The organism is Pseudomonas fluorescens, from assembly GCF_002022275.1.
In the GTDB taxonomy this organism is placed as follows: Bacteria; Pseudomonadota; Gammaproteobacteria; order Pseudomonadales; family Pseudomonadaceae; genus Aquipseudomonas; species Aquipseudomonas fluorescens_AJ.
In genome coordinates this window covers 84,479-97,324 of the sequence record NZ_MSDF01000007.1, presented here as the reverse complement: position 1 = coordinate 97,324, position 12,846 = coordinate 84,479, and the positions used below count along the sequence as shown (strand labels likewise).

Sequence of the window (12,846 nt, the reverse complement as noted above, 5' to 3'; positions counted from 1 at the left end):
CTTACGGAGCCTGCCTCAATGTCCAGAAAAGTCATTTTCGCCTACCTTGGCACCTTGCTCACCTTCCTGGTACTCGACGGTCTCTGGCTCGGCGTCCTCATGGGCCCGACCTACAAGGGCCTGCTTGGCCCGCTGATGCTTGATCAGCCTCGCCTGTTGCCCGCCGTGGTGTTTTATCTCCTGTATGTCATCGGTTGTGTGGTGTTCGTGGTCCTGCCCAGTGGTAGTTGGCAACGCGCTGCGCGTCTGGGCGCTTTGCTTGGGCTGGTTGCTTATGGCACCTACGACTTGAGCAATTGGGCCACGTTGCAAGGCTGGTCTGCGAGCCTTGCGATCATGGACATGGCCTGGGGCACGGTCCTGACGGCTGTCTGCTGCACGGTCGGTCATCTGTGTGCACATCGGGTGCGCCCGTGATTGTGTACAGGATTTTACTGCACCGTTGCTGAGCGCAGTCTTTGTTTACTAGCCTCTATTACCTGCTTTGAAACACCGCCCCATGGGGATTGTGTTCTATTGGCACGTATTCTGCTGAATGCCTCGTATACAAACCATGCCGCCTCCCGTATGCACCCTGAAAGCAAGCGCGAGCCGGTATTTCGAGGACCCAGCGATGACCGAACAAATTCCCAATGGCTATAGCCCGCGTCTTTATAACCAGGACCTCGGCCCACTGCCGCAGAAGTGGAACTGGTACAACATCTTTGCCTTCTGGATGAGCGACGTGCACAGCGTCGGCGGCTATGTGTTCGCCGCCAGCTTGTTCGCCCTCGGCCTGGCCAGTTGGCAGGTGCTGATCGCCTTGCTCGCGGGTATTTGCATCGTGCAACTCATCGCTAACCTGGTGGCCAAGCCGAGTCAGCAGGCTGCAGTGCCGTATCCGGTTATTTGCCGGTTGGCGTTCGGGGTGTTCGGCGCGAATATTCCAGCGGTCATCCGCGGCCTTATCGCCGTAGCGTGGTACGGCATTCAGACGTACCTGGCATCGAGCGCGCTTATCATCGTAGTGCTGCGCTTTTTCCCACAGATGGCGGTATATGCAGAACCGCATTTCGCGGGCCTGTCTTACCTTGGCTGGATGGGTTTCCTCAGCTTGTGGGTGCTGCAGGCAGCGGTGTTCTGGGCCGGTATGGAGTCCATCCGCCGCTTTATCGATTGGGCGGGGCCGGTGGTGTATGCGGTGATGTTTGCCCTGGCAGGCTGGATTGTATGGAAGGCGGGTTGGGCGAATATCAACTTCAGCCTGTCGGAAAAGTCCCTTTCGGGCTGGCAGGCCTTCGGCCAAGTGATCGTTGCGACAGCGCTGGTGGTGTCTTACTTCTCCGGGCCCACGCTGAATTTCGGTGACTTCAGCCGCTACTGCCGCAGCATGCAGGACGTGCGGCGTGGCAACTTCTGGGGGCTGCCGGTGAATTTCCTGGCGTTCTCGCTGGTGACCGTGGTGATCGTGTCGGGCACCTTGCCGGTATTTGGCGAGATGCTGCATGACCCGATCGCCACCGTTTCACGCATCGACAACAGCATGGCGGTTCTGCTCGGCGCTTTCGCCTTTGTCACCGCGACCATCGGCATCAACATCGTAGCCAACTTCGTCTCCCCGGCGTTCGACTTCGCCAACGTTGCACCGAGCAAAATCAGCTGGCGTGCCGGCGGCATGATCGCCGCCGTAGCTTCGATCTTTATCACCCCGTGGAATCTGTTCAATAACCCGCTGATGATCCACTACACCCTGGACATCCTTGCTGCCTTCATCGGTCCACTTTTCGGGATTCTGTTGGTGGACTTCTACCTGATCAAAAAGCAGAAGATCGACGTGGATGCGTTGTTCGATGACAGCCCCACCGGGCGTTATTATTTCGACGGCGGTGTGAACTGGACGGCGGTCAAAGCGCTGGTGCCTGCGACGCTGGTGGGCGTCGCGATCACCTTCACCCCGGCGTTGCAGGGTTTGGCCAACTTCGCCTGGTTTACCGGCTGCTTCCTGGGAGGGCTGTTTTTCCTGGTGCTCGCTCGACGCGAGCAGGTTCGGATCCCCGCGCCGCTGGTTGCCGGTTGACCAACACCGCACCTGCCAGTAACAGGCCGCAACCAGCGATCACCAAAGCCGGTTGCAGGCCACCACTGAAATGGCTGCTCACCGCGGCCAGCAACGGGCCGCACAATTGGCCGATGGCAAAGCTGGCGGTCAGCACTCCCGTGCTGCGCTGGTAGCCATGGGGCGCCACATCCCGCAAGCGCGCCATCACTAACTGCATGCACGCCAGGAAGGGTGCGCCGCACAGCAACACGCCGAATGCCAAGCCCCAACCATTGCCCAGCAAGCAGGCAAACACCCCGGCCGCTTGCAGCCACAGGGTCGTCATCAGCCAGCGGCGAGTGGTTTGCGGATCTTTGCGGCGCAGGCTTGCAACCACCACGCCGATCGCGGCAGCCAGTCCAAAGCAAGGCCAGAACAGGTCGGCTTGCCAGGCCCCCTTGAATTGCGCGCTGGCCATTTGCGAAAGAAAAGTCGCCGGAATGATGTAGCCCAAGCCGTACAAAAAGTAGATCCAGCCCAAGTGCGCGATGCTTTCATTGCTGCCCGCATCGGCCGCGGGCGCATTGGCAAGGCTCGGTTGGGGCAGGAACGGCAGGATCGCCAGCAACATCACCAGAGCCACCACGCCATACACCAGCCACAAGGTGGCTGAATCCTGTCGCAGCAAGTTGGAGCCCAGGGCCAACAAGCCGGTCAGCAAAATCCCCAGTCCCGGCCCGGCAAATACCAGGGCCCCGAGGCGAGGGCGCCCGGCGGCGAGCGCCAAAGGCTGGCTCAAGCTGGTGATCATCACCAGCGCCCAGGCGCTCGCGACCCCCGTCCCGAAGCGCAACAGCAAATGCGGCCAGAACCCATGGGCCCAGTAAGACGCCAGCGTCAGCAACACGCATAACCACAGGCCACCGTACAAACGCCCGCGCACATGGTGATGGCTGCGGGCAAAAATCGAATCTACCGCGCCGACGAAATAGCCCAGGTAGTTGGCGGCAGCGATCAGCCCGGCGCCGGTCAGGTCGATCTGCCCCTCACTGAGCAAATGCGGCATCTGTGGGGTGAGGGCGAAGCGGCCAATGCCCATGGCCATCATCAGGGCGATAAAGCTGGCGGTTAAGCGAATCAGGGGAGACATGCTCGGGATTCCTTTGGGGAAACGAATGACCCTCAGGCTAATGCTGATTGACTTTCTGTAAAAATGAATAATAGTGAGTAACTTATTCAGTTTTGGAGAAAGGTATGGAGTTCAGTCAATTGCGCATTTTCCAGGCCGTGGCGGAAGAGGGCTCCATCACCCGTGCCGCCGAACGCTTGCATCGCGTGCCGTCAAACCTGTCGACGCGGCTCAAACAAATGGAGGAACAACTCGGCGTCGAGTTGTTCGTACGCGAACGACAACGCTTGCAGCTCTCTCCTGCGGGCAAAGTACTTTTGGACTACAGCACCCGTCTGCTCGCGCTGCACGACGAAGCCCACGGGGCGGTGCAAGGTGGCCAGCCAGCCGGCGACTTTGTCGTCGGCAGCATGTACAGCACGGCGGCGGTCCATTTGCCGAAGCTCCTGGCGCGTTATCACAAAGCGTTTCCGATGGTGAACCTGCAAGTGCAATCGGCGCCCAGCGGTGAGTTGCTCGAAGGTTTGATTACCGGGCGTCTGGACGCTGCCTTCGTGGATGGCCCGATCACCATTGCTTCGCTGGACGGTGTGCCGCTGTGCGAGGAGCGCTTGGTGCTGATTTGCGAGGCCGACCACCCGCCGGTACGCGGGCCGCAAGATGTGGCGGGGCGTTCGGTATTCACCTTTCGCCGCAGTTGTGCCTACCGTGCACGGCTGGAAACCTGGTTTTCCCACGATCGCGTGGCCATGGGCCGGGCCATTGAGATCGAGTCCTATCAAGGCATGCTTGCCTGCGTGATCGCCGGCTCAGGCGTGGCACTCATGTCCGAATCCATGCTCGAAAGCTTGCCAGGCAAAGACAGCGTGTCCGTTCATCCCCTGACCGGGCCTTTTGCCACTGCTACCACCTGGCTGATGTGGCGAAAGGGTATGCTCGGCGCTAACCTCAATGCGTGGATCGACCTGCAGAGAGAGGACCAGACAGCGTTCTTGCAAGACACGCGGGCAATTGCTTGAACGATCCGTCAGGATTCTGATCAATTCAGTAATAGTTCGTTGTGGTTTCGTTCAAGCATTACGTAGGACTTAGGGCTACTATCACTGTAGGAAAAGGCGACATAACCCTCGCCAACGCGCACCACCCTCAAAGGGGGCAACCATGAAAGAGAAAATTCAAAACTGGCTCCACGACCTCGGCGTTGCGCTGGGCTTGATCGAGCCCCCGCTGCAACCGGTGCCTATTCGCACGGATGACGAACAGCGCCGGCCACGTCGCCGGTAATCCCGGGCCGAAGCAGGATCTAAATGTGGGAGCGGGCTTGCTCGCGGTAGCGTTGTACCAGTCAATAAGATGTCGACTGACTCAACGCTATCGCGGGCAAGCCCGCTCCCACAGTTGTTTTCATAAGCTCAAGAGCGCCGATGTTGCACCGACGCCACACCGACTGAAGAGACCGCTTGAAATCCTGCCTTCGCCCACGTAAAGACTGCCAAATGACCAACCGTTGGTGCATAGCGTCGGAAACAGACTACCCACTGATCAGAATTGGCTGGCTTATCCAATTCAGAATGTAAGAGCAAGTTGAACGCCTCTCTTCGGACATTCGTCAGAGTTGGAGGCAACGCCATGCCGCTCCCTTGCGTCCCGCCAGTCGCAGCGTCACTGATCGCCACAGCCGGAAACATTCTGCATATCGCACCTGTGTCTACAGGTTGGAAGGCTGACGCACCCCGCAATGTTGTAGTGATACCCCCGACTTTAACCAGGCAAACGCTGCTTATGCAGATCGGGCTCCTGCGCCCAGCAGCAATCATTGTCGCCGACCAAACCATCGATGCCGACGTCATTGAGCATTGGCGTGTCGCCCGTCCTTTTGGTGAGCTTTATCTGGTGCGCAGAGGCACGAGCCTGGATAAGGTGCGGCTGGATCTGTGCACAAGCAACAGCATCCGGGTAGTCAATACGCCTGGAGTCAACGCGCCGCATGTTGCAGCCTATATCGCGCATTGGCTGACATTGCCCGATGGCTCGATGCCTCGGGAAATATGTGTGTTGGGCTACGGCAATGTAGGTAAAGAGCTGATCAGTTTGTTACTTGAACGTGCCCCACAGGTTCGAATAAAGGTGCTGGTCCGGCAAGGCCGGGCACCGGATGATTACGATAGCAGGGTGTCATTTTTGCTGGATTGGTTCGAGGCGTTGCAAAGTGCTTGTGCCGTCGCCATTTGCCTGTCCCTGAATAATGAATCCGCCCATCGTATTGATCGGGCCCTCATTCAATGCCTGCACAAACAGGCTCGGCTGGTCTGCGTTGCCAAACCGGACGTCTTTAGTGATGACGCTTTGCAGGCTCTGGCAGTGGCTGAAGGCATCCAGCTGGTCATGGATTATGGACCCGCGACGCTGGATGAATTTCGCACGCGGACCCAGGCGCTCGGCTGCTGTGCTTCCACCTGGCGCAGGCCTGCGACGCTCACGACACAGGCCTCGACGGGTGAGGCCTGTCATCGCGACCTTGACTATGCGGTCTCGGTCCAACTGAGTGTGATGGCCCTGCGTGGCCTCGTCAGGCGCAAACTTGCACACTCATTGACGATCCCCCGTCAGTGCGCATCTGCCAGCGGCCCGCGCGTGTCGATCATCGGCCGTGGCATCAATGGCTTGCTCCAGGCCGTGATGCTGCGTTTGGCGAATTATCAGGTTATCGTTTACGGCTGCAATCAGACGGGTGATGGCGCCAGTCACAAGCAGGTGAACATGCGCCATCTGTCTGCCACAGAGACGGCTGCCAAGCCGCTGCATAATGGCTATCTGTTTCCTGCCAACCAGTGTTTGACCATTGAATGCAACCGCGCGGGCATTGAGCTGTTTGAACAGCTTCTGGCTGACAATCCATCACTGGCACGCTTTGCGCACGCAGGGCTTATACGAGCGTATACGGACGATGCTAGAAGCGTCGACGCTGCAATTGGCGAGCAACGGCAGATCGAAAACAGACCTTGGCCGAGTGGTAAGTCGGGAAATGAACTTGTCGAGATCAGCCAGCAGCAATTCCAGAAACGTTATGGCATCCAAGGGATTGTTCGGGCAATTGAGGTATCGGGCTATGAAGTCGCATTTACCCAATTAAAGGATGAAATAGAAGTGCTTTTACAAGGCGCCGGCGTTCAATTTCTGACTCGGCATTTGAGTGCGGCCGAAATTGCCGAATTGAGCAGAGAGCACTTCGTCGTCACTGCTATGGGTGTAGAGGAAGCTGAGGTCATCGCAGTCGTAGGCTGGTTTTTCAAACTGCGTATTGCTGGCAATGAAGGCGCGAAAATACGCGGGCTCAAGCTACAGTACGATTTGCCGATCGGTGTTATGAATTGCCGGGTGGATGGCGACTGCATTCTTGTCTCCGGCGGGCAGGTCCCGCCTGGCTCTACCGATGCGTACAAAGAACAAATTTTGGCGGATTGTCTGGCCGCTGTTTCTCAACACTTTCCCGCGTCCTACCGAAACGCGATCGAAACCGACGAGTTGCATATCATTGAGTGTGCCAGGCCAGGCACCCTGGATGGCCTTTCAATCGTTCACTGCTCCGCCCATCATCGAATCGCCGCCGGCGGCACCTATGCCGGGGGAACCACGCAAGGGTTGGTATGGGCGTCGCTGGTCCAGGAACTCATTCAGGCAAACCAGAACCTGGCAGCCAAATGAAAAAAACGGGCGTGGCATCCGACGCCACACCCGCTGAAGAAACCGCTCTAAATCCTGTAAATCCTCAAATCGCCCGCGCCGCCTCTGCCTGCGGGCTGCGCGACAGCAAACTCACCAGCACAAAACTCACCAGCCCGACCGCCAGGCTGTAGTAGATCGGCGTGTTCGCGTCCAGGCCATCCTTGAACATGAACACCAGCGCGGTCACAAAACCCAGGGTCATCGACGCAATGGCCCCGGATGTGGTCGCGCGCTTCCAGAAAATCGCGCCCATCAGCGGGATCAGCATGCCGCCCACCAACAGGTTGTAGGCCAGGGTCAGGGCGCTTATCACGTCGTTTACGACCAGCGCGATACCCAGCACGGCGATGCCGGTCAGCATCGTGAACAGGCGGTTGATGTTCAGGCTCGACTGTTTACCCCCGCGCAGGCGCGGCAGCAGGTCTTCGGTCAGCACGGTTGAAGCGGCCAGCAAGCCGGCGCTGGCGGTGGACATCATCGCGGCCAGTGCCGCGGCAATGACCAGGCCGCGTATGCCGTCCGGCAACGAGGCTTTGACGATGGCGGCGAAGGCGTTGTTGACGTTGTCCAGGTCTGGCAGCAGCACGTGGGCGGCCATGCCGATCAGCGCGCAGGCCAGGCCGTAGAGGATGCAATAGAAACCGGCGAAGGTGCCTGCGTACTTGGCGACCTTTTCGTCACGGGCCGTGAACACGCGCTGCCAGATGTCCTGGCCAATCAAAATGCCGAAGAAGTAGATCATGAAGTAGGTAATGATCGTGTCCCAGCCGATTTCGGTGAAGCTGAAATTCGACGCTGGCAACTTGGCTACCAGTTGGTCCCAGCCACCGACACGGTACAGGCAGATCGGCAGCAGGATAAACATCAGGCCCACGGTCTTGATCACGAATTGCACGATGTCGGTGAGGGTCAGCGACCACATGCCGCCGATGGTCGAGTACACCACCACCACGCCACCACCGAGTAGCACCGAGATCCAGAACGGCAGGCCGAACAGCACTTGCAGCACGGTGCCGATCGCCAGGATTGAGGTCACACCGATCATCAGCGCGTAGGCCAGCATGATCACTGCGCTCGCCTGGCGGGCCATGGGGTTGTAGCGTTTTTCCAGGACCTGGGTGACGGTGAAGATTTTCAGCTTCAGCAGCGGCTTGGCCAGGAACAGGTTCAGCGCAATGATCCCGGCGCCCAGTGCGGCGCACAGCCAGAAGCCGGAGATGCCATGCATGTAACCCAGGCGCACGGTGCCGACAGTGGAGGCGCCACCCAATACCGTGGCGGCCATGGTGCCCATGTACAGCGACGGGCCCAGGTTACGCCCGGCCACCAGGTAGTCTTCGTGGGTCTTGGCGCGGCGCATGCCGTAATAGCCGAGCACGAGCATGCCGGCGGCGTAGATGAGTACGACGAATAAATCCAAAGCCATGACGGCGAGTCTCCGATTATCTTTTTTATGAGCGATCAGGCGGCTTGTTGCAGCGCCGGTTTAACGCGCGCATCCGTGCGCCTGCTGCGAGGGTCCGCCGGGCCGTAGACAGCGGCCGGTTCCGGGAACATACGCAACAATGTCAGGTACACCACCGACGCCAAGCCCAGCGTCACCGGCAAGCTGATATCGATGCCATCCGCCAGGTTGCCCAGCGGGCCAACGAATTGCCCCGGCAGGTTGACGAAGCACAGCCCGACCAATGCACTCGGGATCCACGCCCCCAGCCCGCGCCAGTTCCAGCCATGGCTGAACCAGTAGCGGCCGCCGGTTTCACCACGGGTGAACACCTGCAGGTCATCCGGGCAGTAGAAGCCGCGACGTACGATCAGGCCGATGATCATCATCACCATCCACGGCGTGGTGCAGGTGATGATCAGCACGGCGAAGGTCGACACGCTCTGCACCAGGTTGGCAGCGAAACGTCCGATAAAGATGAAGGCAATCGACATCACCCCGATCAGCAACGTCGCCTTGACCCGTGAGAGCAAGCGCGGGAACACGCTGGACATGTCCAGCCCGGTGCCATACAGCGAGGTCGTGCCGGTGGACATGCCGCCGATCACCGCAATCAGGCACACCGGCAGGAAGAACCAGTTTGGCGCTACTGCGAGCAAACCGCCGACATAGTTATTGGCCGCAATATAATCCGGTGCCTTGATCGCCACGATGGTCGCGGTGGCCAGGCCGAACAGGAACGGGATCAATGTCGCGATCTGAGCGAGCACGACCGCCAGCATGATGCGCATTTTCGAGGTTTCACGCGGGATGTAGCGCGACCAGTCACCGAGGAACGCACCGAAGGAAATCGGGTTGCTCATGGCCACCAGCGCTGCGCCAATGAACGCGGCCCAGAAACCGCTCTGACCGAGGTTGACGGTGCCGGCAAAGTGGCTGTCGAAGGCGGGCGCGAAGGCGAAGATGCCCAGCAGAAACAGCAGGCTCGCCGCCCACACGGCAATGCGGTTGACCCACAGCATGAAACGAAAGCCGTAGATGCACACGGTCAGCACGAGAATGGCGAACATGCCGTAGGCCAGGCCCAGGGTCAGGTCGGTTTCCGGCAGGCCGATCAGACGTTTCGCACCGCCGACCAGCGCATCACCTGAACTCCACACCGACAGTGAGAAGAAGGCAATCGCCGTCAGCAGTGACAGAAACGAGCCGACAATCCGCCCGTGCACGCCAAAGTGCGCACCGGAAGACACCGCGTTATTGGTCCCGTTGATCGGCCCGAACAGGCCCATGGGCGCCAAAATCACGGCGCCCACCAGCACGCCCAGCACAATCGCCCAGACACCGGTCTGGAACGACAAGCCGAACAGCACCGGGAATGAACCCAACACGGCGGTGGCAAAGGTATTGGCACCGCCGAAGATCAGGCGGAACAGATCCTTGGGCGCAGCGGTACGTTCGTGGTCCGGGATCTGTTCGACCCCGTTGGTTTCTATCTTGCGAATACTGTTTTCGTTGTTTTTATTATTCATGATCAGCTCCGATCACATTGGCTAAGGGGGCGGCAGCCCTTCCGGCATTGCGGACAAATGTTCGTGACAGGCCAGCCACAGGCCTTCTTGTTGTTGTGTGCCAGACCCTTGTCGTTTGAAGACAATGGTCTCGCGCTCCTGGCTATGAAATTGCTCCCCGTTCATGCGCAGCTCGGTGGCCACGTCATGCATAAAAATCGCCACGTCACCCTGCAGGCTGACGACAGCGTTGCTCGACGTGCACGACAGCACCTCGAACCCCTCGTCCGCGCGCCAGCTGTCCCACAACGCCTGGTAGGCGTCGCGGCTCAGCAGCGGCTGGGGGAGGGTGTAAAACACAAAGCTCGCATCGGCCGTGAACGCGCCAAAGTAGGCGGCGCGGTCATTGCGGGCGAAGGCCGACACCAGGTCGGCCGCAGCTTTCAGCACGGCTTGCGTGCTCATCAGCGGTGCGCCACGCCGGGCAGTACGCAGAGCATCTCGTACAGCAAGTTAGCGCCGAGCAGCGAGGTGTTGCCGGTGGTGTCGTACGGCGGCGAAACTTCTACCAAATCGCAACCGACCAGGTCGAGGCCCTGGCAGCCACGGATGATTTCGATGGCCTGAATGGTGGTCAGCCCGCCAATCTCAGGGGTGCCGGTGCCAGGCGCCCAGGCCGGGTCGATGCCGTCGATATCAAAGCTCAGGTACACCGGGCCACCGCCGACTTTTTCACGCACTTCGGCCATCAGTGGCGCGAGGGAGTGGTGCCAGCATTCTTCGGCCTGGACCACACGGAAACCCTGTTTGCGGCTCCAGTTGAAGTCTTCAGCGGTGTAGCCCTGGGCGCGCAGGCCGATTTGCACCACGCGGTCGCAATCGAGCAGGCCTTCTTCCACGGCGCGGCGGAACGTGGTGCCGTGGGCAATTTTCTCGCCGAACATATGGTCGTTGACGTCGGCGTGGGCATCAATGTGCACCAGCCCGACCTTGCCGTGTTTCTTGTGGATCGCCCGCAGGATCGGCAGGGTGATGGTGTGGTCGCCGCCCAGGGTCATCGGGACCACGTCGTGTTCCAGGATCTCGTCGTAGGCTTCTTCGATGATGCGCACGGCGTCGAGCAGGTTGAAGGTGTTGATCGCCACGTCACCGATGTCCGCGACCGACAGCGAGTCGAACGGCGCGGCGCCGGTGGCCATGTTGTAAGGGCGGATCATCACCGATTCGGCGCGGATTTCACGCGGCCCGAAGCGGGTGCCGGCGCGCAGCGAGGTGCCGATGTCCAGCGGCACGCCGATAAAGGCGGCGTCCAGGCCTTTGGCCGTTTGCAGGTGGGGGAGTCGCATCATGGTGGCGATGCCGGCGAAGCGCGGCATTTCGTTGCCGCCCAGTGGTTGGTGAAAAATCTTGTCCACAGGAGTGCCTCATCGTTGTTTTGTTTATTAGGGGCCGATTCTGCGAAAAGCCCGGGGCGGGAAGAATCGGCAGGGGCAAATACTTAGTTCAGATTTTTCTAAACTAATGCGGGCAGGTAGACTGCTGCGATCAAACATCGGAGCCGACCATGGCCAACGCCTTGCCCGACCTGAAACTCCTGCGCATCTTCGTCAGCATCGTGCGCCACCAGGGGTTCGCCAATGCCCAGCACGAACTCAACCTGTCCACCTCGGCCATCAGCACTTATATGAGCCAACTGGAATCGGCGTTGGGCCTGGTGCTGTGCCATCGCGGTCGCGGCGGGTTCAGCCTCACCAGCAAGGGCGAGCTGTTCCACCAGGAAACGCTGCGCCTGCTCGGTGAGCTGGAAGGTTTCGAGCAATACGCCGCCGCGCTCAAAGGCGAGTTGCGCGGCACGCTGAAGCTGGGCGTGCTCGATTCCACCGTCAGTGACAAAGCGTTGCCGTTTGCTGAAGTAATCGGCGCCTACAGCCTGGAACATCCGGCGGTGCATCTGCATTTGTCGGTGATGAGCCCTTACGAATTGCAACTCGGCGTACAGGACAATCGCCTGGATTTGGCCATCGGCGCCTTCTCCAACCGCATGAGCGGGTTGATCTACATGCCGCTGTACCGCGAACAGCACTGGCTGTATTGCAGCACGCGGCATCCTTTATTCAACGAACGGCGCATTCCCGAACAGGTGATCACCCAGCAACGCATGGTCGGGCGCGGTTACTGGAGCCAGGCAGAGTTGGCGCGTCACGGTTTCAAACACAGCGCTGCGACAGTGGAAAGTATGGAGGCGCAGCTGATTCTGGTGCTGTCCGGCGCCTATATCGGCTACCTGCCCGAACACTACGCCCAGGCCTGGGCCGACAAGGGCGACTTGCGCGTGCTGCTGCCGGCGACCTTCGGTTATCAGGCACCGTTTTCGATGATCATGCGTCGGGGGCGCAGCCGCGAACCGCTGATCCAGACCTTCCGTGATCTGCTCAAAGCCCAGCTCAATCAGGCCTGAAAAATATGTCCCGACCTCAATGCCCCCGTTGCCTCAGGCCCGCTACCCACTGCCTGTGCCCGCTGATCCCGGACCTCGACAGCCGCACCCGCGTGTTGCTGTTGCAGCACCCGAGTGAGGTCAACCATGCACTGAATACAGCGCGGTTGGCGGCGCTGGGGTTGAAGAATGCGCAATTGGTGGTGGGGGAGGTGTTTGAAGATTTGCAGACCCTATTGAACCCGCCCGGCTACCGGGCACGGCTTCTATTTCCAGATGACGATGCGCAGCCGCTAAATACTTACGCACCTTCCGAAGAACCCTTATTGCTGGTAGTCCCCGACGGCACCTGGCGCAAGGCGCGCAAGTTGCTGCACCTCAACCCGCTGTTGGCGGCGCTGCCCCGCGTGACCCTGGCCGAGGGCGCCGAGTCCCGCTACCGACTGCGCAAGGCGCCGGAGCCGGGGGCGTTGTCGACGGTGGAGGCCATTGTGCAGGCGTTGCAGGTGCTGGAAGCGCCGGCGTCTTTCGAACCGTTGCTCAAACCGTTTGAAGCATTAATCGAAGGGCAGATTGCGGCGATGG

General features: G+C 59.8%; 12 protein-coding genes. 7 read left to right on the top strand and 5 right to left on the bottom strand.

Features of this window, described 5'->3' with window-relative positions; translation table 11 throughout:
• Window positions 1-18 precede the first annotated feature (18 nt).
• Both BFW87_RS02800 and BFW87_RS02795 read left to right on the top strand, forming a co-directional pair.
• Entirely contained in the window at window positions 19-417 is a 399-nt protein-coding gene (locus tag BFW87_RS02800; protein WP_078738461.1) for a DUF2177 family protein, read from the top strand.
• A 196-nt stretch (window positions 418-613) separates the two neighbouring features.
• A complete protein-coding gene (locus BFW87_RS02795) occupies window positions 614-2,056 on the top strand; it encodes an NCS1 family nucleobase:cation symporter-1 (protein WP_078738460.1) in 1,443 nt (480 codons plus the stop codon).
• On the opposite strand, the gene BFW87_RS02790 is transcribed toward BFW87_RS02795, so the two are convergent.
• Entirely contained in the window at window positions 1,968-3,167 is a 1,200-nt protein-coding gene (locus BFW87_RS02790) for an MFS transporter (protein ID WP_078738459.1), read from the bottom strand. The two genes, BFW87_RS02795 and BFW87_RS02790, sit on opposite strands and share 89 nt — an antisense overlap.
• Window positions 3,168-3,271: 104 nt before the next feature.
• Here BFW87_RS02790 and ptrR point away from each other — a divergent pair, with 104 nt between their 5' ends.
• The 3 genes from ptrR (at window position 3,272) to BFW87_RS02780 (ending at window position 6,851) form a co-directional block, all read left to right on the top strand.
• Window positions 3,272-4,165 (top strand): putrescine utilization regulator PtrR, encoded by an 894-nt coding sequence (ptrR, locus tag BFW87_RS02785; protein WP_078738458.1) that lies wholly within the window; start codon window positions 3,272-3,274, stop codon window positions 4,163-4,165.
• A 142-nt stretch (window positions 4,166-4,307) separates the two neighbouring features.
• Entirely contained in the window at window positions 4,308-4,430 is a 123-nt protein-coding gene (locus BFW87_RS32435; RefSeq protein ID WP_003193089.1) for a PA1414 family protein, read from the top strand.
• Window positions 4,431-4,928: 498 nt separating this feature from the next.
• The gene (locus tag BFW87_RS02780; protein WP_368483940.1) at window positions 4,929-6,851 is read left to right on the top strand and encodes an FAD-dependent oxidoreductase; all 1,923 of its coding nucleotides are present in this window, start codon (window positions 4,929-4,931) and stop codon (window positions 6,849-6,851) included.
• 64 nt (window positions 6,852-6,915) lie between these two features.
• Here BFW87_RS02780 and BFW87_RS02775 read toward each other — a convergent pair whose 3' ends face one another.
• Genes BFW87_RS02775 through speB form a run of 4 tightly spaced genes read right to left on the bottom strand, consistent with a single transcriptional unit; the run spans window position 6,916 to window position 11,239 of the window.
• The gene (locus BFW87_RS02775; RefSeq protein ID WP_078738456.1) at window positions 6,916-8,298 is read right to left on the bottom strand and encodes a sodium:solute symporter; all 1,383 of its coding nucleotides are present in this window, start codon (window positions 8,296-8,298) and stop codon (window positions 6,916-6,918) included.
• Between the two features lie 35 nt (window positions 8,299-8,333).
• Window positions 8,334-9,845: a purine-cytosine permease family protein gene (locus BFW87_RS02770; protein WP_078738455.1), complete on the bottom strand. Its 1,512-nt coding sequence runs from the start codon at window positions 9,843-9,845 to the stop codon at window positions 8,334-8,336.
• A gap of 21 nt (window positions 9,846-9,866) precedes the next feature.
• Window positions 9,867-10,289 carry a YybH family protein gene (locus BFW87_RS02765; protein WP_078738454.1) on the bottom strand — a complete coding sequence of 141 codons (423 nt, stop codon included), beginning with the start codon at window positions 10,287-10,289 and terminating at the stop codon, window positions 9,867-9,869.
• Window positions 10,289-11,239 (bottom strand): agmatinase, encoded by a 951-nt coding sequence (speB, locus tag BFW87_RS02760; RefSeq protein WP_078738453.1) that lies wholly within the window; start codon window positions 11,237-11,239, stop codon window positions 10,289-10,291. Before speB ends, BFW87_RS02765 begins: the two co-directional genes overlap by 1 nt.
• A 149-nt stretch (window positions 11,240-11,388) precedes the next feature.
• Between speB and BFW87_RS02755 the strand changes: the two genes are divergently transcribed.
• Together BFW87_RS02755 and BFW87_RS02750 are read left to right on the top strand one after the other, a co-directional pair.
• Window positions 11,389-12,282, top strand: coding sequence for a LysR family transcriptional regulator (locus BFW87_RS02755; RefSeq protein ID WP_078738452.1), 894 nt, complete (start codon window positions 11,389-11,391; stop codon window positions 12,280-12,282).
• A gap of 5 nt (window positions 12,283-12,287) precedes the next feature.
• Window positions 12,288-12,846, top strand: a 559-nt coding sequence (locus BFW87_RS02750; RefSeq protein WP_078738451.1) for a tRNA-uridine aminocarboxypropyltransferase, incomplete at its 3' end; no start/stop codon positions are given.

Coding starts and splice junctions, on each gene's coding strand:
- BFW87_RS02800 (WP_078738461.1), top strand. CDS start 19: ATGTCCAGAAAAGTCATTTTCGCCTACCTTGGCACCTTGCTCACCTTC.
- BFW87_RS02795 (WP_078738460.1), top strand. CDS start 614: ATGACCGAACAAATTCCCAATGGCTATAGCCCGCGTCTTTATAACCAG.
- BFW87_RS02790 (WP_078738459.1), bottom strand. CDS start 3,167: ATGTCTCCCCTGATTCGCTTAACCGCCAGCTTTATCGCCCTGATGATG.
- ptrR (WP_078738458.1), top strand. CDS start 3,272: ATGGAGTTCAGTCAATTGCGCATTTTCCAGGCCGTGGCGGAAGAGGGC.
- BFW87_RS32435 (WP_003193089.1), top strand. CDS start 4,308: ATGAAAGAGAAAATTCAAAACTGGCTCCACGACCTCGGCGTTGCGCTG.
- BFW87_RS02780 (WP_368483940.1), top strand. CDS start 4,929: ATGCAGATCGGGCTCCTGCGCCCAGCAGCAATCATTGTCGCCGACCAA.
- BFW87_RS02775 (WP_078738456.1), bottom strand. CDS start 8,298: ATGGCTTTGGATTTATTCGTCGTACTCATCTACGCCGCCGGCATGCTC.
- BFW87_RS02770 (WP_078738455.1), bottom strand. CDS start 9,845: ATGAATAATAAAAACAACGAAAACAGTATTCGCAAGATAGAAACCAAC.
- BFW87_RS02765 (WP_078738454.1), bottom strand. CDS start 10,289: ATGAGCACGCAAGCCGTGCTGAAAGCTGCGGCCGACCTGGTGTCGGCC.
- BFW87_RS02755 (WP_078738452.1), top strand. CDS start 11,389: ATGGCCAACGCCTTGCCCGACCTGAAACTCCTGCGCATCTTCGTCAGC.